The 26,685-nt window shown below is 58.3% G+C and carries 24 protein-coding genes, 1 tRNA gene and 1 riboswitch; of the genes, 13 read left to right on the forward strand and 12 right to left on the reverse strand.

All coding sequences use genetic code 11. The features are described from left to right. Positions 1–6 precede the first annotated feature (6 nt). Entirely contained in the window at positions 7–2,607 is a 2,601-nt protein-coding gene (locus tag GKG36_RS09135) for a TetM/TetW/TetO/TetS family tetracycline resistance ribosomal protection protein (protein WP_154260354.1), read from the forward strand. A 1-nt stretch (position 2,608) separates the two neighbouring features. Next, entirely contained in the window at positions 2,609–3,508 is a 900-nt protein-coding gene (locus GKG36_RS09140) for an NAD(P)H-hydrate dehydratase (RefSeq protein ID WP_154260356.1), read from the forward strand. A gap of 49 nt (positions 3,509–3,557) precedes the next feature. Here GKG36_RS09140 and yiaK read toward each other — a convergent pair whose 3' ends face one another. Beyond that, the gene (gene yiaK, locus GKG36_RS09145; RefSeq protein WP_154260358.1) at positions 3,558–4,559 is read right to left on the reverse strand and encodes a 3-dehydro-L-gulonate 2-dehydrogenase; all 1,002 of its coding nucleotides are present in this window, start codon (positions 4,557–4,559) and stop codon (positions 3,558–3,560) included. 444 nt (positions 4,560–5,003) lie between these two features. Between yiaK and GKG36_RS09150 the strand changes: the two genes are divergently transcribed. The 6 genes from GKG36_RS09150 to GKG36_RS09175 all read left to right on the forward strand — a co-directional run bounded on the left by GKG36_RS09150 (position 5,004) and on the right by GKG36_RS09175 (position 11,202). Further along, entirely contained in the window at positions 5,004–6,878 is a 1,875-nt protein-coding gene (locus tag GKG36_RS09150) for a beta-glucoside-specific PTS transporter subunit IIABC (RefSeq protein WP_154260360.1), read from the forward strand. Next, positions 6,875–8,329, forward strand: coding sequence for a glycoside hydrolase family 1 protein (locus GKG36_RS09155; protein WP_120080156.1), 1,455 nt, complete (start codon positions 6,875–6,877; stop codon positions 8,327–8,329). Before GKG36_RS09150 ends, GKG36_RS09155 begins: the two co-directional genes overlap by 4 nt. Before the next feature lie 39 nt (positions 8,330–8,368). Continuing rightward, positions 8,369–9,205 carry a PRD domain-containing protein gene (locus GKG36_RS09160; protein WP_005945634.1) on the forward strand — a complete coding sequence of 279 codons (837 nt, stop codon included), beginning with the start codon at positions 8,369–8,371 and terminating at the stop codon, positions 9,203–9,205. 82 nt (positions 9,206–9,287) lie between these two features. After that, a complete protein-coding gene (locus GKG36_RS09165) occupies positions 9,288–10,220 on the forward strand; it encodes an AEC family transporter (protein WP_154260362.1) in 933 nt (310 codons plus the stop codon). A gap of 52 nt (positions 10,221–10,272) precedes the next feature. Further along, entirely contained in the window at positions 10,273–10,686 is a 414-nt protein-coding gene (locus tag GKG36_RS09170; RefSeq protein WP_097775308.1) for an SseB family protein, read from the forward strand. Positions 10,687–10,725: 39 nt separating this feature from the next. Continuing rightward, positions 10,726–11,202: a pyridoxamine 5'-phosphate oxidase family protein gene (locus GKG36_RS09175; RefSeq protein WP_044954198.1), complete on the forward strand. Its 477-nt coding sequence runs from the start codon at positions 10,726–10,728 to the stop codon at positions 11,200–11,202. Between the two features lie 194 nt (positions 11,203–11,396). Here the strand turns inward: GKG36_RS09175 and GKG36_RS09180 are convergent, their stop codons facing one another. Further along, positions 11,397–12,308, reverse strand: coding sequence for a LysR family transcriptional regulator (locus GKG36_RS09180; RefSeq protein WP_154260364.1), 912 nt, complete (start codon positions 12,306–12,308; stop codon positions 11,397–11,399). Between the two features lie 185 nt (positions 12,309–12,493). Here GKG36_RS09180 and GKG36_RS09185 point away from each other — a divergent pair, with 185 nt between their 5' ends. Continuing rightward, a complete protein-coding gene (locus tag GKG36_RS09185; protein ID WP_154260366.1) occupies positions 12,494–13,795 on the forward strand; it encodes an adenylosuccinate synthase in 1,302 nt (433 codons plus the stop codon). Beyond that, positions 13,786–14,739, forward strand: a complete 954-nt coding sequence (gene pyrB, locus GKG36_RS09190) for an aspartate carbamoyltransferase (protein ID WP_154260368.1) — start codon at positions 13,786–13,788, stop codon at positions 14,737–14,739. The genes GKG36_RS09185 and pyrB overlap by 10 nt, the downstream gene beginning before the upstream one ends. 72 nt (positions 14,740–14,811) lie before the next feature. Here pyrB and GKG36_RS09195 read toward each other — a convergent pair whose 3' ends face one another. The 4 genes from GKG36_RS09195 to GKG36_RS09210 form a co-directional block, all read right to left on the reverse strand. After that, complete coding sequence (locus GKG36_RS09195; RefSeq protein WP_097775313.1) at positions 14,812–15,744, reverse strand: carbohydrate kinase family protein; 933 nt, start codon at positions 15,742–15,744, stop codon at positions 14,812–14,814. A 94-nt stretch (positions 15,745–15,838) separates the two neighbouring features. Continuing rightward, positions 15,839–16,795, reverse strand: coding sequence for a pyruvate kinase (pyk, locus tag GKG36_RS09200; protein ID WP_154260370.1), 957 nt, complete (start codon positions 16,793–16,795; stop codon positions 15,839–15,841). Positions 16,796–17,243: 448 nt separating this feature from the next. Next, positions 17,244–18,635 (reverse strand): sodium:alanine symporter family protein, encoded by a 1,392-nt coding sequence (locus tag GKG36_RS09205; protein ID WP_154260372.1) that lies wholly within the window; start codon positions 18,633–18,635, stop codon positions 17,244–17,246. A 198-nt stretch (positions 18,636–18,833) separates the two neighbouring features. Beyond that, positions 18,834–20,165, reverse strand: coding sequence for an MATE family efflux transporter (locus GKG36_RS09210; protein ID WP_097775315.1), 1,332 nt, complete (start codon positions 20,163–20,165; stop codon positions 18,834–18,836). A 309-nt stretch (positions 20,166–20,474) separates the two neighbouring features. Here GKG36_RS09210 and yfcE point away from each other — a divergent pair, with 309 nt between their 5' ends. Together yfcE and GKG36_RS09220 are read left to right on the forward strand one after the other, a co-directional pair. Further along, a complete protein-coding gene (gene yfcE, locus GKG36_RS09215) occupies positions 20,475–21,020 on the forward strand; it encodes a phosphodiesterase (protein ID WP_005945659.1) in 546 nt (181 codons plus the stop codon). Next, a complete protein-coding gene (locus GKG36_RS09220) occupies positions 21,020–21,856 on the forward strand; it encodes a DNA glycosylase (RefSeq protein WP_154260374.1) in 837 nt (278 codons plus the stop codon). Before yfcE ends, GKG36_RS09220 begins: the two co-directional genes overlap by 1 nt. 92 nt (positions 21,857–21,948) lie before the next feature. Here the strand turns inward: GKG36_RS09220 and bilS are convergent, their stop codons facing one another. The 3 genes from bilS to GKG36_RS09235 all read right to left on the reverse strand — a co-directional run bounded on the left by bilS (position 21,949) and on the right by GKG36_RS09235 (position 23,351). Continuing rightward, entirely contained in the window at positions 21,949–22,440 is a 492-nt protein-coding gene (gene bilS / locus GKG36_RS09225) for a flavodoxin family protein BilS (protein ID WP_154260376.1), read from the reverse strand. Positions 22,441–22,503: 63 nt separating this feature from the next. Beyond that, positions 22,504–22,579 (reverse strand) — tRNA-Ala (locus GKG36_RS09230). 142 nt (positions 22,580–22,721) lie between these two features. Further along, positions 22,722–23,351 carry an energy-coupled thiamine transporter ThiT gene (locus GKG36_RS09235; protein ID WP_097775318.1) on the reverse strand — a complete coding sequence of 210 codons (630 nt, stop codon included), beginning with the start codon at positions 23,349–23,351 and terminating at the stop codon, positions 22,722–22,724. An 82-nt stretch (positions 23,352–23,433) separates the two neighbouring features. After that, positions 23,434–23,533: riboswitch (TPP riboswitch) on the reverse strand. Between the two features lie 110 nt (positions 23,534–23,643). On the opposite strand from GKG36_RS09235, the gene GKG36_RS09240 reads away from it, so the two are divergent. Continuing rightward, complete coding sequence (locus GKG36_RS09240) at positions 23,644–23,892, forward strand: sporulation transcriptional regulator SpoIIID (protein WP_005945675.1); 249 nt, start codon at positions 23,644–23,646, stop codon at positions 23,890–23,892. Between the two features lie 50 nt (positions 23,893–23,942). Here the strand turns inward: GKG36_RS09240 and sigG are convergent, their stop codons facing one another. The 3 genes from sigG to GKG36_RS09255 all read right to left on the reverse strand — a co-directional run bounded on the left by sigG (position 23,943) and on the right by GKG36_RS09255 (position 26,577). Next, positions 23,943–24,710 (reverse strand): RNA polymerase sporulation sigma factor SigG, encoded by a 768-nt coding sequence (gene sigG, locus GKG36_RS09245; protein ID WP_154260378.1) that lies wholly within the window; start codon positions 24,708–24,710, stop codon positions 23,943–23,945. Positions 24,711–24,984: 274 nt separating this feature from the next. Then, positions 24,985–25,689 (reverse strand): sigma-70 family RNA polymerase sigma factor, encoded by a 705-nt coding sequence (locus GKG36_RS09250; RefSeq protein ID WP_154260380.1) that lies wholly within the window; start codon positions 25,687–25,689, stop codon positions 24,985–24,987. A gap of 48 nt (positions 25,690–25,737) precedes the next feature. Then, the gene (locus GKG36_RS09255; protein ID WP_154260382.1) at positions 25,738–26,577 is read right to left on the reverse strand and encodes a sigma-E processing peptidase SpoIIGA; all 840 of its coding nucleotides are present in this window, start codon (positions 26,575–26,577) and stop codon (positions 25,738–25,740) included. Positions 26,578–26,685 lie beyond the last annotated feature (108 nt).

Below are 26,685 nucleotides of genomic sequence, written 5' to 3' on the forward strand. Positions count from 1 at the left end.
AAGCGGATGGAAACAACGCATAAACAAATCGTTCTGGGCATCCTTGCCCATGTGGACTCCGGCAAGACCACCCTTTCGGAAGCCATGCTCTACCGCTCCGGCGCGATCCGCAAGCTGGGCCGCGTGGATCACAAGGATGCCTTTCTGGATACCGACACGATTGAAAAAGCGCGCGGCATCACCATCTTTTCCAAGCAGGCCCTGTTAACAGCGGGCAATACGGATATCACATTGCTGGACACCCCCGGACATGTGGATTTTTCCACCGAGACAGAGCGCACCCTACAGGTGCTGGACTATGCTGTGCTGGTGGTAAGCGGCACCGACGGCGTGCAGAGCCACACCGAGACGCTCTGGCGGCTGCTGCGGCGCTACCATGTGCCCACCTTTGTGTTCGTGAACAAGATGGACCTGCCCGGCAAGAGCAGGGAAGAGCTGCTCGCCCAGCTGAACCACCGTCTGGGCGAGGGCTTTGTGGCCTTTGATGTGCCGCAGGCCGACCGGGACGAAGCACTGGCTCTGTGTGACGAAAACCTGATGGATCGGATGCTGGATGCCGGGCAGTTGACCGATGCGGACCTCATCCCGGCCGTTGCACGCCGGCATGTGTTCCCGTGCTGGTTCGGTTCGGCGCTGCGGCGTACCGAAAACGATGCACTGGAAAGCGTGGACGCTCTGATGGACGGCATCGACCGCTATACCCGTCCGGCTCCCGCGCTGGATGCCTTTGGCGCCAAGGTGTTTAAGGTGTCGCAGGATGAGCAGGGCACGCGCCTGACATGGCTGCGCGTGACTGGCGGCGAACTGAAGGTAAAGACCCAGCTCTCCGGCGAAGCAGATGGTGAGCCGTGGGAGGAAAAGGCAAACCAGCTGCGGCTGTACTCCGGCGTAAAGTATACGCTGGCGGAAGCCATCGGCCCGGGGCAGGTGTGCGCCGTCACCGGCCTGACCAAGGCGCGCCCGGGCGAGGGCCTTGGCGCGGAACGCGACAGCGATGTGCCGGTTCTGGAACCGGTGCTCAGCTATCAGGTGCTGCTGCCGGAGGGGGCTGATGTGCACGCGGCACTGGGCAAGCTGCACCGGCTGGAAGAAGAGGAGCCGCAGCTCCATGTGGTATGGAACGAGACTTTGGGCGAAATCCATGTGCAGCTCATGGGCGAGGTGCAGCTGGAAGTGCTGCGCAGTTTGTTGGCAGAGCGCTTTGGCCTGAACGTGGAGTTCGGCCCCGGCGGCATTCTGTACAAGGAGACCATCACGGAGCCTATGGAGGGCGTGGGCCACTATGAGCCGCTGCGCCACTATGCGGAGGTGCATGTCAAGCTGGAGCCCCTGCCCCGCGGCAGCGGGATGCAGTTTGCCGCCGACTGCCGGGAAGAAGTGCTGGACAAGAACTGGCAGCGCCTTGTGCTGACCCATCTGGAAGAAAAGCAGCACCTTGGTGTGCTGACCGGTGCGCCGCTGACGGACGTGAAGATCACCCTCATTGCGGGCCGCGCCCATCTTAAACACACGGAGGGCGGAGATTTTCGGCAGGCCACCTATCGCGCGGTGCGGCAGGGTCTGATGCTGGCCAAAAGCCAGCTGCTGGAGCCATGGTATGCCTTTCGGCTGGAAGTGCCGGTGGAGAACCTTGGCCGTGCCATGACCGATATCCAGCGCATGGAGGGCAGCTTTGACCCGCCAGAAAGCGGGGAAGAGGCTGCTGTGCTCACCGGTTTTGCACCGGTGGCCACCATGCGCAGCTACCCCATGGAGGTGGTGGGCTATACCCGGGGCCGGGGACACCTGACCCTGACGCTGGACGGCTACCGGCCCTGCCACAATGCGGCGGAGATCATTGAAGCTGTGGGCTACGAGCCGGAGCACGACCTTGACAACCCGGCAGATTCGGTGTTCTGTGCCCATGGCGCGGGCTTTGTGGTGCCTTGGGATCAGGTGCGCAGCCACATGCATGTGGACAGCGGCTGGGGAAAAAGCAAAAGCCCGGAGCAGGAGACGCAGACCGTGCCCCAGCGCCGGACAGCGGCTTACCGCGCAACACTGGAAGAGGATGCCGAGCTGCTCAAAATCTTCGAGCGCACCTATGGCCCCATCAAACGGGACCCGCTGGCGGCATTCCGCCCGGTGCAAAAGCGGGAACGCCCGGATTTTGATGCCCAGCAGTGGGAGATCCTGCCCGAATATCTGCTGGTGGACGGCTACAATATCATCTTTGCGTGGGATGAGCTGAACGCCCTTGCAAAGGACAGTCTGGAAGCGGCCCGTCACAAACTGATGGATATTCTGTGCAACTATCAGGGCTACCAGAAGTGCAATCTTATTCTTGTATTCGATGCCTATCGTGTGCCGGGCAGTCCCGGCAGCATTGAGCAGTACCATAATATCCATGTGGTCTACACCAAGGAAGCCGAAACCGCCGATATGTTCATCGAGCACGTTACTCATGAGATCGGCAAGGGGCGGCGGGTGCGTGTGGCTACTTCCGACGGCATGGAGCAGATCATCATTCTGGGCCACGGCGCACTGCGTGTCTCCGCCCGCATGTTCCATGAGGAAGTGCAGAATGTGGAAAAGCAGATCCGCAAACTGGTGCAGGGGGAAGCATAAAATGTCAACCGAGATCACATCCGAATTTGTCTGGCACAACATCCCGCCGCGCCCGCGCGACAGCCACAAGGGCAGCTTTGGCACCGTGTTGGCTGTGGCAGGCAGCGCATATTACCGAGGTGCGGCCCTGCTTGCTGCCGAGGGTGCGCTGCGCACCGGTGCGGGCATGGTAACGCTGGCCAGCGTGGAGCCGGTATTGGCAGCTGCGGTGGCCCGCCTGCCGGAATGCTGCCTGTGTCCCTGCGTGGCGGGGGCCGAAGGCGGCATCTCACCGGAGAGCATTCCACAGTTCCAGCGCCAGAAGGCGACGGTGCTGCTGCTGGGCCCGGGCCTTGGCGGTACAGCCCAGAGCACAGCCCGCGCGGCAGAGACACGCGTACTGGTACAAAGGCTGCTGCCCGGCTTTGCAGGCAGCGCGGTGCTGGATGCGGACGGCCTGAACGCCGCCGCGCAGCTGCTGCCATATCTTGGAACACTCCCCCACCCGGCGGGAGAGCTGATCGTGACCCCGCACCCCGGCGAGATGGCCCGGCTCACCGGGCTTTCGGCGGCGCAGATCAATGCGGATCGTGAAAATACTGCCTGCCAGTATGCAGAAAAATGGAACGCTGTGGTGGTACTCAAGGGCTGCCGTACCGTGGTGGCTGCACCGGATGGCCGCGTGTGCACAAACCCTACCGGAAACCCAGGCCTTGCCCGGGGCGGCAGCGGAGATGTACTGGCCGGTATGACGGCGGCCCTGCTGGCCTGCGGCCTGCCTGCATACGAAGCTGCGGCCTGCGCGGTGTATCTGCACGGTGCCGCTGCCGACCGTGCCGCTGCTGCGCTTGGCGAGTACGGAATGCTGCCGCATGATATCCTGTCACAGCTGGGCCGGATATTTGCGGAAAACCACAGATAAAAAGGGGTGTCTCTCTGTCTGCCGGAGAGACACCCCTTTTAACATTGCATCACATCGCCAGAACTTCGGCCCACTTTTCCTCGGCTGCCGGGATGCCAAGCTCCATGTTCTCCTTGCGGCTACGGTGCTCGCCTATGCCGGGGCAGCGCACCTCACGGCCCGGCTCTGCAGGTTCACTGGATGCCACATCGGCGGCAATGGCATCAATGACGGCATCGGTGAGGTCGGCGGACTGGAACTTTGCAGGATCAATGGCGATCATGATCTGGGTCAGGCCCACTTCATCGCCAAAGGTGCCGATCGTTGCCACCGAGTTTGCGCCCGTCAGGATAGTACCGATCATATCCAGCAGGATGGAAAGACCGCTGCCCTTCCAGTAGCCAATGGGGATCATGCGGCGGGTCTCTTCAATGGCAGCGGGGTCGGTGGTCAGGCTGCCGTCTGCATCGTAGCCGCCTACCACAGGCAGCTGTTTGCCGGCCAGACGCATCGTTTCCAGCTTGCCGTAGCTGAACTGGCTCAGGGCACAATCCACCATGATGTGCTCCCCGTTCGAGCGCGGCACGGCCAGAATGAGCGGGTTGTTGCCGATGTGGTTGTCCTTTGCGCCCCATGCAGGCATGTTGGGGCAGGTGTTGGACCAGCAGATGCCGATGCAGCCCGCGTCTGCGGCCTGCCAGCCGTAGGTGCCGCCGCGCATCCAGTGGTTGTTGTTGCCCAGCGCCACCATGCCAATACCGAACTGATGTGCCAGCTCTACGGCACGGTCCATGGCGTGCTTGGCGTTCAGAGGGCCAAAGCCGCGCTTGCCGTCCCAGCGCTCCATGGCACCAAAGCTGGCAATGCACTCGGCCTCAGCGGCGGGATCAATCTCGCCCTTGCGCAGGTATTCCACCACGCGGGGGAAGCGGTTCAGCCCGTGGCTGAACACGCCAGCCAGACTGTTCTGGGCAAAGATCTCGGCCGCTTCATGGGCACGCTTTGGGCTGAAACCGTATTTGGTCAGGACCCGCTCAAATTCGGCCAGCATCGTCTCGTAAGCAATGCGCATGGATTGTACCTCCTGTATGTAAAAAGTAATAAACAGATCGTTACACTTATTATAACAAGCGGCGGCGCGGTGCGCAAGATGTGCGGCCGACATCAGTGCAGGCGGTGAAAGGAGTACACGAGCACACACCGACAGCTATGTGAAAAAACAAATGAATGTGCGAACTTCATAATTTTTTAAGAGTTATTTTGTGAAAAAGTCATATTGAAAAACGAAAAGAGGATTGATATACTAATACCACAATATCCAGTTGGACATGTTACTGGTAATGCAGGCAGGATCTGACGGAATGACGAATACCTTTTCTTTTGGGTGGATTGTAGCCAGATACTATGATTCCGGGAGAAATTGTACATGGGGTCATTCTGTTGGGTCTTTTTTCTTTTGTCCGCTTCGGCCGGGCGGCAGGGAAATGCCACCACACACAAGATAAAGGAGAACAAAATGAAGAACTACAAGCAGACTGCCTCCGACGTGCTGCGTCTGGTTGGCGGCGAGAAGAACGTTGTGCAGGTCGAGCACTGCTCCACCCGCCTGCGCTTCACTCTGGCAGACACCTCCAAGGTGGATGCTGCAGCCCTGAAAAAGACTGCCGGTGTTATGGGCGTTATTTCCAGCGGCCCGCAGTGTCAGGTGGTCATCGGCAACGATGTCATCGAAGTGTACGATGAGCTGCTCAAGCTGGGCACCTTCAACGCAGGTCAGGCTGCAGCTCCCGCTGCCCCCAAGGGCAAAAAAGAGATCGGCGGCATTATTCTGGACTACATGGTCGGCATCTTCCAGCCGCTGGTCCCCGCCATTGCAGGTGCAGGCGTTCTGAAGGCTCTGATGGTGCTGCTGAGCACTCTGGGCCTGATGAGCAGCGGAGATATCGCCTATAAGGTGCTTGTCGGCGTGGCAGATGCAGCTCTGTACTACCTGCCCGTCATGGTCGCCTTCACCACTGCAACCAAGTTCAACTGCAACAAGCTGGTGTCGGTGGCTCTGGCTGCTGCCATGATCCACCCCAGCGTTTCCGCTCTGCTGGCTACCGAGGGCGGTGCTTACTTCCTCGGCATCAAGCTGCAGAATATCGCTTATGGCGGACAGGTATTCCCGGCCATCCTGACCGTCATTTTCATGTCCTTTATTGAAAAGTGGGCCAACAAGTGGTGCCCCAAGGCCATCCGCGTGTTCTTTGTGCCCATGCTGTGCTTCGGCATCGGCTTCCCTGTGGCACTGGTCGTCCTCGGACCTCTGGGCTACAACATCGGTGCTCTGCTGACCACCGTGATCCTGGCTCTGTACAACACGCTGGGCTGGCTGGCCGTTGCTCTGCTGGCTGCCGTGCTGCCCTTCATGATCTCCATGGGCATGCATAAGGCTCTGGTCCCCTACGCAGTTGCTTCTATTTCTGACCCCGGCTTTGAAATGCTGTACATGCCTGCTTCTCTGGCACACAACATCTCTGAGGGCGGTGCCTGCCTCGGCGTTGCACTGAAGACCAAGGACGAGAACCTGCGCGCTACCGCAATTTCCGCTGGCATCTCCGGCCTGTTCGGCATCACCGAGCCTGCTCTGTACGGTGTTACCCTGCAGCACAAGAAGGTCATGATGTCCGTTGTGGCCTCCAGCTTCATCGGCGGTCTGTTCGTTGGCCTGATGAAGGTCAAGGCATTCGTTGCCATGGGCCCCGGTCTGGCTGGCATGGCCATGTTCGTTGACCCGGATAACGGCAAGAACATCCTGTGGGCTGCAGTTGGTCTGGTAATCTCTGTTGTGGCCTCCTTCGCACTGTCCTTCTTCCTGTATAAGGACGAGACCCCCGCAGAGGATGAGACCGCTGCACCCGCTCCCGAGACTGCTGCAGACGCAGCAGCTGCGGATTCCACCATCAGCAGCCCCCTGCAGGGCAAGGCCATTGCTCTGGAAGAGGTCAAGGATGAAGTTTTCTCCCAGAAGATCCTGGGCGACGGCATTGCCGTGGTGCCCGAGAAGGGTGAGCTGTACGCTCCCGCTGACGGCGTGATCGAGTCCGTGTTCGGCACCAAGCACGCCATCTCCATGAAGACCAATGCCGGTGCTGAACTGCTCATGCACATCGGCATGGATACCGTCAAGCGCGACGGCAAGGGCTTTGATCCGCAGGTCAAGGACGGCGAGACTGTCAAGAAGGGCCAGCTGCTGATGAAGTTTGACCTTGACGGAATCAAAGCAGACGGTTATGATGTAACTACCCCCATCGTCGTGACCAACGCCGATGAGTTCACCATCAAGACTGTGGCCGAGGGCGCTGTGGTGCCCGGTGCCGCACTGCTGAAACTGGAGGCAAATAAATGAGTTTCCCCAAAGGCTTTTTCTGGGGCGGCGCTGTTGCCGCGAACCAGGTAGAGGGCGCATGGAACGTGGATGGCAAAGGCCCCAGTGTGGCCGATGTTGCCACCTACAAGCCCAACACCGACGTGAAGGATTACAAGTCCCATGTTGCCATGGACGACGCACACATTGCTGCCGCCATGGCCGACCCGGATGATACCTATTATCCCAAGCGCCGCGGCATCGACTTCTACCATCATTACAAAGAAGACCTGAAGCTGTTTGCCGAGATGGGCTTTACCATGCTGCGCGTTTCCATTGCATGGACCCGCATCTTCCCCACCGGCGAGGAAGCAGAGCCGAACGAAAAGGGCCTGCAGTTCTACAGCGACCTGTTCGCTGAGATGCACAAGAACGGCATCGAGCCGCTGGTCACGCTGAGCCACTACGAAATGCCGCTGGCACTGGCCACCAAGTACAATGGCTGGGTGGATCGCCGCGTAATCGACTGCTTTGCAAAGTTCTGCCATGCGTGCTTTGAGCGCTACAAGGATCAGGTCAAGTACTGGCTCACCTTCAACGAGGTGGACAGCGTGATCCGTCACCCGTTCACCACCGCCGGCATCATCCCCAGCCGCGTGCCCGAGGATAAGATGCTGGAGACCTGCTATCAGGCCCTGCACCACCAGCTGGTGGCCAGCGCTATGGTAGTAAAGGACTGCCACGAGATCATCCCCGGCAGCAAGGTGGGCTGCATGCTGACCAAGCTCACCACCTATGCCCGCACCTGCGCACCCGATGATGAACTGGCTACTCAGGCAAAGAATCTGGAAAATCTGTTCTATGCCGATGTGCATGTCTGGGGCGAGTACCCCCGCCTGATCCTCAAGATGTTCGAGCGCAAGGGCATCCATGTGGAAATGCTGCCCGAGGATGCCGCCACCCTGAAGGCAGGCTGTGTGGACTTTGTTTCCTGCAGCTACTATATGACCATGACCGAGTCTGTGGACCCGAACGCAGAGCGTACCCCCGGCAACACCGTGCTGGGTGTCAAGAACCCGTATCTGCCCTCCACCGACTGGGGCTGGCAGATCGACCCCAAGGGCCTGCGCTACAGCCTGATCGAGCTGTACGACCGTTACCGCAAGCCGCTGATGGTGGTGGAGAACGGCATGGGTGCCAAGGATGTGGTGGAGGCCGACGGCTCCATCCACGACCCCTACCGTGTAGAGTACTTCCGCCAGCACATCAGCGAAATGGGCAAGGCCATCGATGAGGGTGTTGAGATGTGGGGCTACACCACATGGGCACCCATCGACCTGATCTCTGCATCCACCAACCAGATGTCCAAGCGCTATGGCTTTATCTATGTGGATCAGGATGATCTGGGCAACGGTACTCTGGCCCGCAGCCGTAAGGACAGCTTCTACTGGTACAAGAAGGTCATTGCTTCCAACGGCGAAGATCTGGACTAAGCGGCAGTCTTAAGGGTTCAACGGAAGGAGGAGGGACCGATGCACATTCAGAAGGTGCTGAACAGCAGCGTTGTGCTGGTGCAGGATGACAGCGGCGAGGAATCCATCCTGCTGGGCAAGGGCATCGGCTATGGCCGCAAGGCGGGCGAGCCCATTGAACGGCAGCCCTCAGACCGCGTGTTCCTTCCATTGTCCAACCCGGACGCACAGCCTATGCTGGAGCTGTTTTCCAGCATTCCGGCATCCTATCTGGAACTGACGCAGGACATTGTGGACGACGCAGAGCAGTCGCTGGGAGTCAAGCTTTCGGCGCACATCTATCTGCTGCTGACCGACCACCTGCATTTTGCAGTGGAGCGCCAGCAAAAGGGTCTTGTGGTGACCAACCGCATCTTCTGGGAAATCAAGCATTTTTATCCCAAGGAGTACGCGGTGGGCCAGCGCGGCCTGCAGAAGGTAAAGGCAAAGCTTGGCATCGAGCTGCCGGACGAAGAGGCAGGCAACATCGCCTTCCATATCGTCAACGCCCGGCAGGACCCGCAGGCCGGCTACGATGCCATGCGGGCAGCGCAGCTGATCGGTGAGCTGTCCAACATTGTCACCTACAGTATGCACTGCCCGGTGAGCACCGAGAGCATCCACTATGCGCGGTTCGTGAGCCACCTGCAGTATTTTGCCGAGCGGTTCTTCTCCGGCAAGCTGATGGACAGCGAAGACGACTTTTTGTTCCAGCAGATGCAGCAGAATTATCCGGCAGCGGTGACCTGCGCGGAAAAAATACGCACCTTTGTGCTGCGCAAGTACGGCGTGTTTTTGCCCAACGAGGAAACCGCCTATCTGGCGCTGCATGTGGCGCGGCTGACGAGCGGCAAATAAAATCAGAAAAAGGGGAGAGCTGCCTTGCGGAAGGCGGCTCTCCCTTTGGGTTTTGAAAAAGGGAAGGGGAAAGGAAAAAACAATGGAGATAAGTCTGTTATTGATGCAGCAGATCGCACAGCTGTTCCTCATTCTGATCATGGGCTATGCTGTGGTCAAGGTAGGGCTGCTGAAGGCCAGCGACAGCCGGGTGCTCTCGGTGGTCATGGTGTATCTGGTCACGCCCTGCGTGATCATCAACGCATTCCAGATCGACGATACGCCGGAGATCCGCAAGGGCCTTTTGTACTCCATGGCGATTGCTGCGGCTATCCATGTAGTGCTGCTGGTGCTCAGCGCCCTGTTGAGCCGCCCGCTCAAGCTGGATGCCGTGGAACAGGTGAATGTGATCTACAGCAACGCCGCTGCACTGGTGATCCCGTTGGTCAAGGCTCTGATGGGCGATGCGTATGTCATTTACTCCTGCGCATTCATCATTGTGCAGCTGGTGCTGCTGTGGACCCACGCCAGTTCCCTTTTGCAGGGCAGCAGTGCGCTGGACTGGAAAAAGGTGCTCACCAATATCAACATGATCGCCATTGCAGCCGGTGCACTGCTGTACTGGTTCCGTGTGGTGCTGCCTGCACCGCTGCAGAATACCATGAGCACAGTGGGCAACATGATGGGACCGATGGGCATGCTGCTGGCCGGTATGGCCATTGCAGAAAAGCCGCTGTGGGAGGTGTTCTGCACCCGCCGCAACTATCTGCCCACAGTGCTGCGTCTGGTGGTATGCCCGCTGGTGGTTCTGGTGCTGCTGTGGGTCTGCCATGCATCCAGCTGGGTGGCCGACGGCAAGAACATCCTGATGACGGTCTACCTTGCCGCCATCACCCCTGCCTGTGCTACTGTTACCTCCATGGCTCAGCTCTATGACCGCGATGCGGCGCATTCCAGCGCGCTGTATGTGCTGACCACTCTGCTTTCCATTGTGTCTATGCCGGTAATGATCGGCCTGTTCGATCTGCTGCTGTGATGAGCTGCGCTTATTCCCTCTGCCAAAATACAATAGAAAGGAACCAACCTCAATGAATCAACCCAGAGACAAGGGCCTGAACGGCAACGAAAAGATCGAGCAGGCGGTAGCCGCCCTGCAGCAGGAGCCCACACAGGAACAGCTGGCCCACACCCTTACCGTGATCCGGCGGCGCATAAAGGAGCATGGCCAGCTTGTCGTGGCGGTGGAGCCCAATTTGGGCAGTGAACAGATGCAGCTGCGGGCCATCCGGACGGCCGACGGCGCAAGCTGGTGGTATGCATTCACCAGCTTTGACGAGGAAATGAAGGGAGCCGAGCCGGTGCAGTCCACCTTTCTTGTGGATATGGAAAAGCTGTTTGATGCAGCGCTTGCCGTGCCGGAGATCAGCGGCATCATCCTGAACCCGTGGAACCGCACCATCCAGCTGGATAAGACCCTCATCCGCATTATCAAGGGTGCATGAGTGCGCACCGCAAACCTGCGATACATGGAGGAAACAAAAATGTTCAGACCCATGAGAAGAGCCAGCCGCGCCATCCCGGAAGAAGCTGCAAAGCACCTGCTGCAGCAGTCCCGGCGGGGCGTGCTGGCAGTGAACGGCGACAACGGCTATCCCTTTGCGATCCCGGTAAATTATTACTACGATCAGGAGCACGACAAAATCTACTTCCACGGTGCAAAGTCCGGCCAGAAGGTGGACGCGCTGAAACAGAATGATAAGGTATGCTTTACCGTTTACGGCAACGAACACTTTGAGCCGGGCGACTGGGCACCTTATGTGCAGAGCACCGTGGTGTTTGGCCGCTGCCATCTGATCGACGATGCCGCTGCTACCGAGGCCCGCGTGCGGGAGCTTGGCATGAAGTATTACCCCGGCAAGGAAGAGGTGGAAAAGGAAATTGCGCTGGACATCAAGGCCGTGCAGCTTTACGAGATCACCATTGAGCACCTCACCGGCAAACAGATCCAGGAAAAGTAAAAATAAAACAGGGGACTGTTGCAAAATAAAAATGCGATAGCAACTTGCACAAAGAAATAGCACAAAATCAAAAACCCGGAGCCTTATTAAGCCGTTTTGGCTGTGAAAAGGTTCCGGGTTTTGTGCATTGTTTTTTCAGAGAGCTATTTTGCAACAGTCCCGTATAGATCAGTTTGCAGGGAAAGGCCCGGCGGTTATCTGTGTTCCGGACATTTGGGGGCCGCCTTGGTCAGCATCTGCTGGAACTTGCGGGCTGCCGTGTTCAGCGGGCGGTGATGGTCGTACACAAGGCAGATGGAGCGCTGAGGGATGATCTCCTGCAGATGCAGCTGCACGATCTCACCGCGGGCCAGTGCATCCTGTGCCATGGGCTGGGGCAGGAACGCAATGCCCAGTTCACTTTTGACAAGGGTCAGCATCTGGTCGGTGGTGGCAGCCTCGGTATCCGGCTTCAGCACCGCACCGTGATCCAGAAAGAACTGCCGGTAAAAGGCGCGGGTCATGCTTTCGTCGCTCAGGGAGATCAGCGGATAATTGTTCAGCTCCTTCAGCGAAAGGTTCTGGCTGGCAAGGGCAGTAAAGGTCCTGCCGCCCACAAGCACCTCATAAAAGGGCTTCAGCTCCACCATTTTCAGGCCGCTTTCCACCTCGGCAGGGGTGGTGATGACGGCAAAATCCACCTCGCCGTTTTTCACGGCCTGCAAAGCCTGCGGCGTGGAGTGGTTGGAGATGCGCAGGCGGATGCCGGGATAGTCCGTGTGGAAGGCGCGCAGCTTTTCTGCAAGGTAGATGTTCAGCGCAGTTTCGGTAGCGCTGATGCTGATCGCACCGTGTTCCAGCGTGGCGCTGGCGCTCAGCTCTTCTTCTGCATCCTGAATCTGAACCGCCGCAGATGCAATGCGGGAGTAAAGCAGTTCACCCTCCGGGGTAAGGGTAACGCCGCGGTTGGAGCGGATGAACAGTACGCAATTCAGCTGGCTTTCCAGCCGGTTCATCGAGTGGGTGATGTTGGGCTGGTTGTTGCCCAGCACCCGCGCGGCTTTGGTGAAATTCTGATATTTCGCGACATAATAAAAGATTTTGTAATATTCCCAGTCCACATACATGGCGGCGTGCCCTCTTTCATGTCAATTTCGTATCGTGATCATGTGCAGGATACTTTTTACACATTCTCTGCTTGCTAGTATAATAACACCGCAATCAAAAATTGCAAGAGGGAATTCAAAAGTATGGTCTGCCTACCAAGGTACAGGCTATTGTAAACAACGAAAAAGAAGGTAAATAAGAAGTTATGCTTACCGCAGTTACTGGTATCAATTGGGGCGATGAGGGCAAGGGCCGCGTCATCGATCTGTTAGCCGAACATGCCGATGTTGTTGCCCGCTATCAGGGCGGCAACAATGCCGGCCACACCGTTGTAACGGAGCAGGGCAAGTTCATTCTGAACCTGCTGCCCTCCGGCATCCTGCACCCGGACGTTGTCTGTGTACTGGGTGCGGGCATGGTGATCGACCTCGACCATCTGGCCGGAGAAATGGATGCCATTGAGGAGCGCGGCGTAAAGGTAGGCTCAGAAAACCTGAAACTTTCAGATAAGGCCACCATCTCCATGCCGTGGCACAAGGTGCAGGACGGCTTGGAAGAGGACCGCCTTGCCCAGAAGGGTGCGGCCTTTGGTTCTACCCGCCGCGGCATTGCCTACGCCTACAGCGACAAATACCGCAAAAAGACCCTGCGTCTGGGCGATCTGCTGCATCTGGACGAAAAGCGCGTGCAGGACCGCCTGCACATGATCCTGGAATCCAAGAATCTGGAGCTGGGTGGCTGCTATCATCAGGAACCCATGAGCTACGATGCTCTGCTGGAATGGTGCCGGATGCAGGCCGGACAGTTTGCACCATATATCTGTGATGTGGGTGCATTTTTGCAGCAGGCTCACGACAGCGGCAAGCGCATCGTGCTGGAAGCCCAGCTGGGTGCCATGCGCGATATCGATTACGGTATCTTCCCGTTCACTTCCAGCTCCAACACGCTGGCAGCCTATGCGCCGCTGGGCGCAGGCATTCCGAACTGCCGTCTTGACCATGTGGTGGGCGTGCTGAAAGCCTACTCCACCTGCGTGGGTGCAGGCCCCTTTGCCGCCGAGAACGCCATGAGCGAGGACTGGAATGAACAGCTGCGCAAGGCAGGCGGCGAGTATGGTGCGGCCACCGGCCGTCCGCGCCGTGTCGGCCCCTTCGACTGTGTGGCCAGCCGCTACGGCCTTACCTGTCAGGGCGCAGACAAGATCGCCCTGACGAAGCTGGATGTGCTCAGCAGCATGAAAGAGATCCCGGTGATCACCGGTTACACATTGGATGGCGTGCAAGTCCCCAGCTTCGACCCGCTGTCCGACCTTGACCGTGTAAAGCCGGTGGTCACTACGCTGCCAGGCTGGAACAAGGATATCTCCGGCTGCAAGAGCTGGGATGAGCTGCCCAAAGAGGCCAAGGCTTACGTGGAATTTCTGGAAAAGCAGCTGGGCCATGAGATCCAGTTCGTCTCCACCGGAGCCGAGCGCGAGAAGTTCGTGCTGAAAGGAGAATGGCTGTGAGACACTTTATTGAGCCCAACAGCTTTTCTCTGGAAGAGCAGCTGGCCCTTCTGGATCTTGCCGACCGGATGGAGGCCAACCCGGCACCCTATGCCCACCTGTGCGATGGGCGCATTCTGGCCACCCTGTTCTACGAGCCTTCCACCCGCACCCGCCTTTCGTTTGAATCGGCCATGCTGCGGCTGGGCGGCAAGACACTGGGCTTTGCAGGGGCACAGCTTTCTTCCGCCAGCAAGGGCGAGACGGTGGAGGACACCGCCCGCGTGGTGAGCAACTACGCCGATGTGATCGCCATGCGCCACCCCAAAGAGGGCGCACCGCTGCGGGCATCCCTTTCTGCACGTGTGCCGGTGATCAATGCAGGCGACGGTGGGCACGCGCATCCCAGCCAGACGATGATCGACCTCATGACGATCCGCCAGCGCAAGGGGCGGCTGGATCATTTGACTATCGGCTTCTGCGGCGACCTCAAGTTTGGCCGCACGGTCCACTCCCTGACCGCTGCGCTGAGTCAGTTTGAGGGCAACCGGTTCGTGTTCATCTCGCCGGAAGATCTGCGCCTGCCGCAGTATGTGAAGAATGAATCGCTGGAGCCGACCCATCAGATCTATAAGGAAACGGCTGACCTTGAAGCCGAGCTGCCGCATCTGGATGTGCTGTACATGACTCGTATCCAGCAGGAGCGCTTTTTCAACGAGGAAGAATACCTGCGCCTGAAAGGCTGCTACCAGCTGGACGAAGCGCTGCTGCAGAAGGCACCGCAGGATATGCCGGTGCTGCATCCGCTGCCCCGCATCGACGAGATCAAAAAGGATGTGGATGACGACCCGCGTGCCGCCTACTTTGATCAAGTGCACAATGGCGTGTATATCCGCATGGCCATCATTCTGGCATTGCTTGATATCCCTGATCCAGTTACCGGCAAAAAGGTGCTGGAAGCATGATATAAACCTCTTCCCCGAATCCTAAAAAGAAAGCCGGGCAGACCGCAGTCTGCCCGGCTTTCTGATATTACTTTAATCCACCACCGGAATGTTCAGCCCGAATTCCAGCGGGCGGAAGCGGGGGCAGACGTTCTCGGTGATGCAGATGACCGATGCGGCCAGTCGGCTGCCGATCTCGCAGGACTCGGCCAGCGTTTTGCCGTAGGTCAGGCCGATGGTGGTGCCGGCAAAGAAGGCATCGCCTGCGCCGGTGGTGTCGATCACATCCACCTTCTTGGCAGGCACCACGCCGCACTCGCCGTTGGCGCGGGCATATACGGCACCCTGACCGCCCATGGTGATCACCATACTGGGAATGTTGGCGCTGTGCACATTGGCGGCCAGAACCCTGCACATCTCGTCCGGGGCCAGATGGCCGTAATCATCGGAGAACAGAAGCCCGGCTTCCTGCTGGTTGCACACAAAGCAATCGATCTGCTGCAGGAAATCCCGGCGCTCCATGGCAATACTCATGTTGGAAATGGCCGCAAAAACCTTTTTGTTGTACTTTTTGGCGTAGTGCAGCACCTGTTTTACAGTATCTTTTTCCAGATCCAGCTCCAGCGCAATGGCATCGCAGTCGGCAAAGATCTCGTCGCCCTTTTCCTTTAAAAGGCCGGTGAGGGGAGTGGTGTCCGGCCGCTTGGAAATGGCTGCATGCACATCGCCGTCGTTGTCAAAGATGGCCAGCCAGGTGCCCATGCCGTCTGGCACGCGCTGGATGTACTTGGTGTTCACCTTGTGGTTCTCCAGCTTGTTGATCACATCCTGTCCCATGCCGGTGTCGTCCACCAGACTGACAAAGGTAGGGCGCAGCTCTACATTGGCGATATCCTCCACCACGTTGCGGCTCACTCCGCCGTGTACCTGCTCAATGCGGCCGGCATTGCGCCCGCCCGGAATATAGGCGGAAAGGGGATAGCCTTTGATATCCACAAAAACAGCACCGAGCACAACGATTCCCATAGCAAAAAACCTTTCTGAACAAGAAATATTTACGTCTATTATACCGTATTCTGACACAATGCGCCATCCCTTTTGCGCAAAAACTCCGCAAAGGTCAGGCAAGGGCTGTCTGCGCTGTGCGCACCAGATATTCCATGGCCTGCATCGGGTACTGTCCGGCAGCAGTCTCACCGGTCAGCATCACGCTGGCCGCGCCGTCCAGCACGGCGTTGTAAATGTCACTCACCTCGGCACGGGTGGGCACGGCGCGGGTGCACATGCTGTCCAGCATCTGGGTCACTACCATAAAGGGCACGCCTGCAGCCCGGCAGGCGGCGGAAAGCTGCTTCTGGCAGCGGGGCAGCTCCCTCAGCGGCATGGCATTGCCAAGGTCTCCGCGGGCGATCACCACCTCATCCACAAGGTGGATGAATTCCGGCAGGGCACGCACACCGGTCATGTTTTCAATTTTGGCAAAGATACGGATATCCGCAGCCCCGGCTTCTTCCAGCGCATGGCGCAGGGCCAGAATATCTGCTTTGCCGCGCACAAAAGGCAGCATCACACCGGTAACACCGCACTGCTTTGCAATTTTCAGGTTCTGCAGGTCTTCCTCCGTCAGGGTAGGCGAGGGCACCGCAAGGCCCGGTGCAGCAATGCTTTTGCGGCTCTGCAGGGTGCCGCCGCGCACCACGGTGCACACAAGGGCTTCCGGCAATGCCTGTGTGACCTGCACCAGAAGCTTGCCGTCGTCCAGCAGAAGCTGCTGTCCGGGCGCAGCCGCCTGTATCAGAGCTGCCGGGCAAGGTACGCCGTCTGCGCCAAGGCGTACAGAGCTGCCCTCAACCAGAGCAACAGGCTCTGCCAGCGTGCCGATGCGCAGTTCCGGCCCCTGCAGGTCGATCAGCAGCTGACGGATGCCGGCTGCGCGGATCATGGCCAGCCAGTCGGTGTGCGCCGCCAGCGGCCCGTGGGAAAGATTCATGCGGATGCCGGTCATGCCGGCTTCCACCATGTGCTGCAAGATCGCCGGCTGTGCGCAGGCCGGGCCGATGGTACCATAAAAATCCAAGGTTCATTCCCTCGATTCATTTTTTTTTCTAATGTATATTGTAACATGAACTGTCCGGGTTGAAAAGAGCCGGACGCGGGCAGAATAAGGGGATTGAAAAAATGCGGTAGCAGCCTGCGCAGGGAAATTGCGAAAAATCAAAGACCCGGAACCTTTTTAGAGCTGTTTAGCCCTGAAAAAGTTCCGGGTTTCGTACAATGTTTTTGGAGAGCTGTCTTGCAACAGCTTTTTCGCATGTTCGGATGCTTTTATCGGCAAAGGCCGAGACGCTTTTTGAAGCCCTCCCACAGGCGCACCACCCGCTCCCGCGGCAGGAAATACCCGCAAGGACGGCGATTGCTGGGTGCACTGTGTGGCGCGGGTACCGGTACACCTGCCCGAATAACAAAAGAGGCTGTTGCACATCGTTTTAGCCGAAAGTGCAGCAGCCTCTTTTTGTTGTGGGCAATCAGCCCTCCGATGCAAAAAATTCTTTGGTCAGCCTGACCACCGTGCCGGAAAGCAGCAGCAACGCGAGCAGGTTCGGAATGCTCATCAGGCCGTTGAAGGTATCGGCGATGCTCCACAGCAGGCCCAGATCCATCGTTGCGCCCAGAATGGACACAAAGGAGTAGACCAGAAAGAAGGGCTTTGCCACCTTATCGCTGCGGCACAGGAACACCAGGAACCGGGAACCATACAGGCCCCAGCCGATGATGGTGGAAAAAGCAAAGCAGCACAGGGCCACAGCGGTAAAGATGGAAGCCCAGCCGCCGTAGGTGGTGGTAAAGCCGCTGATGGTCAGCTCTGCACCGGCGGCGGTGCCGTAGTTCACGGTGGTGCCGCTGCACAGAATGACCATGGCAGTCAGGGTGCAGATGACGATGGTATCGGCAAACACTTCAAAGATGCCGAACATGCCCTGCTTGACCGGCTTTTTGGTGTCGGCGCAGGCGTGGGCAATGGAACCGGTGCCAAGGCCGGCCTCGTTGGAGAAAATGCCGCGGGACACACCCTTCTGCATACTGACGAACAGGCTGCCGATGGTGCCGCCGGTGAACGCTGCCGGGTTGAACGCACCCGCAATGATGGACTCGAACACATAGGGCAGGCGCTCAAAGTTCAGCACCATAACGCCCACGGACAGCACGATGTAGAACAGAGCCATAAAGGGCACCAGCTTTTCGCTCACGCTGCCAATGCGCTTGATGCCGCCCAGCAGCACCATGGCCACCAGCATGGCCACTGCGATGCCAACCACGAGGTTCAGGGTAGAAAGCGCACCGCCGCCCACCACGCCGTACTCCAGCAGAGCGGTATCGATAGCGGCAACGATGGTATTTACCTGTGTGGCATTGCCGGTGCCAAACACGGTCAGCACGCCAAACAGGGAATACAGCACAGCAAGAAACTGCCAATGCTTGCTCAAGCCGTTTTTAATGTAGTACATGGGGCCGCCTACCCATTCGCCCGTCTCGCTGCGCTCACGGTAGTGCACCGCCAGCGTGACCTCGGCAAACTTGGTGCACATGCCCAGCAGGGCAGAACACCACATCCAGAACACGGCACCCGGTCCGCCAATGGCGATCGCGCCTGCCACACCGGCAATGTTGCCGGTGCCCACGGTACCGGCCAGCGCGGTGCACACCGCCTGAAAGGGAGTCATGGCACCATCGGAAGCGTCTTTTTTGCGGAACATGCGTCCGATGGTGGTCTTGATGGCGTAGGGAAATTTGCGGATCTGCAAAAAGCCCGTGCGAACACTCAGGAGCAGGCCCACGCCGATGATGCACACCATGGCGGGCACGCCCCAGATGAATTGGTTGACCGCCTGATTGACGGCCGTGATCGTCTCGATCATATTTTTCCCACATCCTCTGTTAAATTGCGCTTTTCCAGCCGAAATGCCGGAAAACAAACATCTTATTTTACCGCAGTTTTTGCGTACTGTCAAATAAAATGCACAAAAAAGAGGGAGGGTTTTTGGCAAACTCTCCCTCAACTGCTTGAAACTATTTTATTTTACTCGGTCTTCGCCGTCCAGCGCTTTCAAGAAGGCTCAGCACTTTCCAACTGCCTTGCGGTACACCGGGTAAGCCACGATGGCGGACAGCACTTCGGTGATCCAGAATGCATGCCACACGCCGTTGGCACCAAGGAAATGGCACAGCACAGCGGCCAGCGGCATGATGAATACGATGTAGCGACACAGCGAGATGACCAGCGATTCTGCGCCCTTGCCAAGGCCTTCCAGTGCACCGGAAGAGGTGGTGGATACGGCAGAAACCACAAAGCCCAGACAGATGATGCGCAGGGCAGTCTGGCCGATGGCGACGGTTTCGGGGTTGGAGGTGAACAGCTGCATCAGCGGGCGGGAAGCGAACAGACAGATGACCGTGCCCGCAGCCATGATGGCAGCACTCATGATGAGGGTGAGTTCGTAGAGCTTTTTCACGCGGGCGTGCTGTTTGGCACCGTAATTGTAGCCAATGAGCGGGCGCATACCCTGTACGATGCCGTTGGCGGGCAGATACAGGAAGGTCTGCAGCTTGTAGTAAATGCCCAGCACCACCACGTAGCTCTGGGAAAAGCCCGCCAGCAGGCCGTTCAGGAAGGTGACCAGCAGAGAGGGCAGGGCCAGATTGAGGATGGCCGGCACGCCGATGGCATACAGTTTGCCGTCCAGTGCGGCATCCGGGCGCAGGCAGCTGCGGCGCAGTCGGATAGGCAGCTCAGTACGGACGTAAACGAAGAGGTAAACGCACAGGCTCAGCAGCTGGCCGATGCCGGTGGCAAGGGCCGCACCCGCAATGCCCATGGCAGGCACCGGGCCAAGGCCGAAGATCAGGATGGGGTCCAGAAGGATGTTGCACACACAGCCAAAGATCAGCGCCGCCATAGTCACCTTCATGCGGCCCACGGCCTGAAACATCTTTTCAAAGGCCAGTGCCGCCATGTTGATGGTGGCAAACAGGAATACGATGGTGGAGTAGGTGATGCCGGATGCGATCAGGCCTGCGTCGCTGGTGAACCGGCGCAAAAAGCCCGGCATGATGACAATGCTGACAATGGTGATGAGAATGCCGTGCATCAGGCTCAGCGCCATACCGTGGGTGGCGGCAGTCTCGGCCTTTTTGTGGTCGCCCGCGCCAAGGTACAGTGCGATCATGGCATTGATGCCGATACCGAAGCCGATGGCGATGGCGTTGGCAAAATTCTGGATCGGGAACACCAGCGACAACGCAGTCATGGCGTCTTCGCTGATGCGGGCCACAAACAGGCTGTCTACAATGTTGTACAGACTGTTCACCAGCATGGAAATAACATTGGGCAGCGCCATGGATACCAACAGCGGCAGCACCGGTTTTTCTTTCATAAAGGTCTCGTTCATAGTGTTTGCATTGCTCCTGTAGAGAAAAGGAATGAATTACTGCAGCCGCGGAATCGTCAGGGCGAGACTGCTCGAAGATAAAAGCAGACGCAAAAAAGCCACACAATGGCTCTTTTGAAGTCATTGTGTGGCGAAAAGTAGCATACTGCTGTAAAAATCCACACGAATTTTATTAACTGTAGGATAACACGGCTTCCGGCAGATGTCAAGAGGTCAAACGGATAAAGTATGACTTTTATAGACTTGACCATTTTTCACCGGGAGGCTAAAATAAAAATAGATACTTTATAAAATAAGGAGAATCCTGCCATGAAATGGATGATCGCATCCGACCTGCACGGGTCGGCGTTTTATTGCAAAAAAATGATCAAAGCGTTTGAGCGGGAGAGAGCAGACCGGCTGCTTTTGCTGGGGGATCTTTTGTATCACGGCCCCCGCAACGACCTGCCGGAGGGCTATGCCCCGAAGGAGGTCATCCCGCTCCTGAACGGGCTGAAGCCGGCGCTTTTGTGCGTGCGGGGCAACTGTGACGCTGAGGTGGATCAGATGGTGCTGGATTTTCCCATTCTGGCCGACTATGCGGTGCTGCCGGTGGGCAGGCGGCTCGTTTACGCTACCCACGGTCATGTGCACAACCTGAAAAACCTGCCGCCGCTGGCTCCGGGGGATGTCCTGCTGCATGGCCACACCCACATTCCGGCGTGGACAGAGTTCGGCGAAGGCAATCTCTACCTGAACCCCGGTTCTGTGAGCATCCCGAAGGAAGGGAGTGCACATAGCTATATGACACTGGAAGGGGAGACTTTCCTTTGGAAAACGCTGGAAGGCGAAGTGTACCGGGAGCTGGAGCTGTGATGGGGGCAATGGAGCTGGAAGAGAAAACGGTTCAGATCCGGGATGATTTCGACCCGGACAAAATTCTGGCAAGCGGCCAGTGCTTTCGCCCCCGGAAGCAGGCGGAGGGCTGGTATCGGTTTGTTTCCGGGAGACAGCTGCTTTACCTCAGACCACTGCGCAGCGGAACCTACACGGTGCGGTGTGAGCCGGGCGCATGGGAAACCTTCTGGCACGGTTACTTCGACCTTGGCCGCAGCTATGCCGCCCTGCGCGGAAAGCTGGACAGCCGGGACGACTTTCTGCAGCGTGCCATGGAATATGGCCGGGGCATCCGGGTGCTGCGTCAGGATGAGTGGGAGATGCTGGTCAGCTTCATCATCTCGCAGCGAAAGAGCATCCCGGCTATCCGCAGGGCGGTAGAGCTGCTTTCGGAGCGGTTTGGCGAGCGGCTGGGCAGCGATAGCGAAGGGCCGGTGTATGCGTTCCCGACAGCAGAAGCGCTCTGCTGTGCCGGGGAGCAGGCGCTGCAGGAGTGCGGTCTTGGCTACCGCACCCGCTACGTGCTGCATGCGGCGCAGCAGGCGGCAGAGGGCACACTGGACCTGAAGAAGCTGGCTTCCCTGCCCGATGAAGCACTTTTTGCCCGTTTGATGGAACTGGACGGTGTGGGCAAAAAGGTGGCAAACTGCGTGTGTCTGTTCGGCTATGGCCGTGTGGGCCGTGTGCCGGTGGATGTCTGGATCGAACGGCTCATCCGGGACGAGTTTGCCGGGCAGGACCCGTTCCCGCAGTTCGGGCTGGAAGCAGGCATCGTGCAGCAGTACCTGTTCTTTTATAAAAGAAGCGTGGGATAAGAACCGCGGAGCCGCAGGCAGGAGCGTAGGATCATCCGCTAAGCAAAAAAGGCAACGGCTTCCTCTGTTTGAGGAAAACCGCTGCCTTTTTATCATTTTACCGCCTGCTTTAACCGTTCCAGATCTTCTGCATCCGGGTGAGAAAGGGCGTTGTCAAAATTCTCGATCAGTGCATCCAGATTGGGCAGATGGATCGGCTGCTTTTTCATGCCCTCATACCGCTGGCGTACCGAAAGCGGCATCTTGCCCTGACACATATAACGGCCGAAGACTGTGTTGCTCCTGTCCAGTGAACGCTCCACCTTTTTCAGGATCTTGTTGAAATACTCCTCACTGCCGCCAAAGCCGGCGGTGCCAAAAAGGAAGATATTTTTGCCGTGCAGCTGCTTCAAAAAGTCCAAAGTGCTTTCGTCAGCGTTTCCCTTGTCTGTCCAGAAGCCCACATAGAGGTCGTCTGCTTTCATGGCAGCAGGGTCCGGGGTGCCAAAATAGCAGCAGTTTTCCTGTGGCAGACAGGCGTGCAGCGTGTCTGCCAATAATTTTGTGTTGCCTGTTTTACTGCTGAATACGATCGCGTAGCTCATAGTTTCTCCTTTGGTCGGTAACAACAAAAAACACCACACGTTTCCGTGCGGTGCTTTTCCTTCTGGTGGAGAATACCGGGATCGAACCGGTGACCTCTTGCATGCCATGCAAGCGCTCTCCCAGCTGAGCTAATCCCCCAGATGTTTGTGCCGTGCCTGACGACAGGAGTAATTATACCAGCGCTTTGCCGGATTGTCAACAGCTTTTTTGGGATTTTCTGCAAAAAAAATTCCCGCCGGGGAAATGCCCTTCCCGGCGGGAAAAATGACTGCGAAAAAACTTACGCTCTTGCGTTCTGCGGGTCGAAGATCTGCGGTGCGACACGGATCAGGATCACCACAAGGACCGTGGTCAGAATGGCTTCGGGCAGCATGTAGGTGGCGTTGTACACGGCACTGTACAGCCAGCACAGACCGTCCACGCTCATGTTGGAGATGCCGGGAAAGCCGATCTCGGTCATCCAGCTGAAAGCGTAGTCGTAGTCCTTCCAGACGATGTAACCGGACAGAAAGCTGCACAAAAAGCGCAGCAGGCACACCACAAAGGCGCTGACACCGACACCCACGGTGCGGCTGCGGAAAGGCTTTGCGATCAGGCAGGCAAAGCCCAGCACCGTGAAGGCCAGAAGGTAGTCCAGCAGCACGCAGCCCACCTGTGCCGTGAGGGTCTGGCAGTATGCCAGGTTGCCAAGGCCCTGCACAAGCTGGATCAGGCTGTTGACGAAAGCGGTCATGATGCCCCACTTTGCGCCGTGGCGGTAGCTCATTACCAGAATGGGCACCATGCTGAACAGGGTGATGGAACCGCCGTGGGGCATGAGCGGGATCTGGATCATGCTCAAAACGGTGGACAGGGCGATCATCAGCGCACCCTCCACCAGAATGCGGGTCTTGGAATAGGTTTTGGTCATAGGGATTCCTCTTCTCAGAACAATAGTACACAAAAACAAAATGCGCCCGCTTTCCAGCAGGCGCACGGGGTTTGTGAAAGAACGGACAGTTCTGCAAACTCCCACGCCGGCATTGTCCGGTCTGGTAAAAGGGTACTCCGCAAAACGCGGATCTCAGCCTTTCGGCACCCCTGTTTTTATGTCCATGCAAAAGTATAGCGCGTCCGGCGCAAAAGTCAAGCCCCGGCGGAACATATCTGCCCCGGCCTGTGCATAGGCTGTACCATAAGTTCACAATGGGAGGAGTCTGGATATGAAGGGAGACCCCGAACAGAGGGCGGTACAGCTGGGCGAATATATCGCGGCCAACCGGGCCACAGTGCGTGCGGCGGCAGCGGTGTTCGGGTGCAGCAAGTCCACCGTGCACAAGGATGTTGCGGTGCGGCTGCGGACGCTGCAGCCGGAGCTGTTCCGGCAGGTGCGTGCGGTTCTGGCCTGCAATAAGGCAGAGCGGCATCTGCGCGGCGGTGCGGCCACCCGGCGCAAATACAGCCGCAGATAAAAGACGGCACACTTCCGAACAAAACGGAAGCTGTGCCGCCTTTTTTAGGTTCAGTCCCGGGTGCGGAACTGGCTCAGTGCGCCTTTTTCCAACCGGCTGACCTGTGCCTGACTGATGCCGATCTCCTGCGCCACCTCCATCTGGGTCTTGCCCTGCAGGTAGCGCAGCTCCATGATCCGCTTTTCCCGCGGGGTCAGCCCGGCCACGGTCTGCCGGAACTGCAGCCCGCTGATCCAGCTGTCCTCGCCGTCCGGGTCCCGCACCTGATCGATCACATACATCGCATCGCCGCCATCGGTGTACACCGGCTCTTCCAGACTGATCGGCTCCACCACCGATTCCAGCGCCGCCGTCACTTCGCGCCGGGCAAGGCCCGCCGCCTGCGCGATCTCGTCCATGGTCGGCTCGCGGCCCAGCTGCTTTTCCAGCGCTTCGCGGCTCTGCATGGCCCGGTAGGCGGTATCCCGCAGGCTGCGGCTCACCCGCAGGGCATTGTTGTCCCGCAGAAAACGCCGGATCTCCCCAATGATCATGGGAACGCCGTAGGTGGAAAAGCGCACCGGCTGGGCGGGGTCAAAATGATCGATGGCCTTGATAAGCCCAATGCACCCCACCTGAAACAGGTCGTCCAGATTTTCGCCGCGCTGGGCGAACCGCTGCACCACGCTGAGCACCAGCCGCAGGTTGCCTTCCACCATTTGTTCCCGGGCTGCCGCATCACCGGCGTGGGCGCGGGCCAGCAGTTCCCGCTTTTCGGCTTCGGTCAGCACAGGTAGCTTTGCAGTGTTCATGCCGCACAGCTCCACTTTGTTGTACATCCAAACGCCCCCGGTCTGTTTTGATCTTCACCGGGAGTATGGGATGCGAAGCGGCATTGTATGCGTGGAAAAAACTGTGCGCTTTCCCGTTTGGCAGGAAAGCGCGGCAAAATAAAAAATGACCGCCTCGAGTCCCAATCCGAGCGGTCATCTTTTCTTGACTAATCCGGTAAGGAACTAGCCGTTTGCAGGGCCAGCGCCTTTTGTAGCTTTATTATGCGCGAATCAGCGCGGATTGTCAAGCCCAGCGGGCGGCAGTCCGCGTTTTTTCACCTCACTCGTTTTCCAATTGTACTTTTAAGGTATGGATGATCCGTTTTTCCAGCCGGGAAATGTAGCTTTGGCTGATGCCCAGTGCGTCGGCGGCCTCCTTCTGGGTGCGCTCAATGCCGTCCGCCAGACCAAAGCGCAGCTCCATGATCTGCCGTTCCCGCGGGGACAGGCTGTCCACGGCCCGGCGCAGCACGGCGCGCTCCGCATCCTGTTCCAGCCGCTGGCTGATCTGGTTCTCATCACTGCCCAGAATATCAGAAAGCAGCAGCTCGTTGCCGTCGCCATCCACGTTCAGCGGTTCGTCGATGCTGGCTTCCTGACGGCGGTTGGAGCTTTTGCGTAAGTACATCAGAATTTCATTGCCGATGCAGCGGCTGGCGTAGGTGGCCAGCTTGATGCTGCGCTCCGGCGTGAAGGTGTTCACCGCCTTGATCAGCCCGATGGTGCCAATGCTGATCATGTCCTCGGCAGGCACACCGCTGCTTTCATACTTTTTGGCAAGGTACACCACCAGCCGCAGGTTGTGGGTGATCAGGTCGTCCCGGGCAGCGGCATCGCCTGCAGCCATACGGGCCAGCAGGACCTTTTCCTGTTCCGGGGTCAGGGGCGGGGGCAGGCTGGGCGCGCCCGCCAGAAAATGTGCGCCGCCGCAATAGCTCAGCCGTGCAAGGAGCCAACGCCAGAACCGGTGCAGAACATGAAACATGAATACCCCTCCTGTACATCTATAAGTATCGATCGCATCAAGCGCTTCTCAGCGGATGCCCAGCTGTACGGCCAGTTCGCTGCCCAGCAGAGCTGTCCATGGCTGCTGCGTTTCCGGGCGGCAGAATGCGGCCAGAATGCCCGCTGCACTGCCTTTGCTGGTGCGCAGGGTCTTGGCCGGAACGGCAGGCAGCACACAGTGCCCGGCAATGGTGGTGCAGGGCACCAGCCGCACCCGCAGCTCCGGCGGCGGTGCCGTGCCGCAGGCAAAATAACGGTCCAGGAACGTGCGCAGCTCCTGCGGCAGGGCGCTGCGCACGGCAGGGTAATAGACCAGAACCACTGCCTGCCCGGTCAGCGGGTCCTGCACTGAGAAGCCGGTGTCGCAGAAAGCCTGTACGGAGAGGACTGCACCTTCCAGCTCCAGCACAGCGGCAAAGCAGCGGGTGCCTGCACGGCCAAAGCAGAACAGTACGCCGCGCAGCACGGCAAGCACTGCACCGCAGCACAGCAGCAGCCGGCCCGGGGACAGCGGCAGATAGACGCAGAGATTTGCGCTTTGCACTCCGGGCAGCAGCACGGCTCCGCACAGCAGCAGGTTCAGCAGCAGATACCACACACACAGCTGCACAAAATTGCGCAGGCCCGGCACGCCGTAAGCCGCAGCTACAGCAGCACAGCAGGTGAACACCTTATAAAGGAAAGCTGCAGGGCCGGGCAGCTCCGGCAGCAGAATGCCCAGCGAAGCTGCTGCCGCTGCCGCACTGCCCGCCATCAGCCGCAGGCCGCTGCACTGCCGCGCACACAAAAGCCCTGCGCCCAAAAGCAGCGCTGCTGCGGCCAGAAAGTTCGTCAGCAGCAGTTCGTCCAGATAGATCACGGTTTTCATACACGATCCCTTTCAAATTCCAGTATCTTCCAATTCTGCAAAAAACCATGTCGCTGTGTGCAAAAAAGCGGCTTCTGTAAGAATTTTGAGACCGGATTTTCACAGTCT

Origin of the sequence: Faecalibacterium sp. BIOML-A1, assembly GCF_009679715.1 — a bacterium.
GTDB classification, from domain to species: Bacteria; Bacillota; Clostridia; order Oscillospirales; family Ruminococcaceae; genus Faecalibacterium; species Faecalibacterium taiwanense.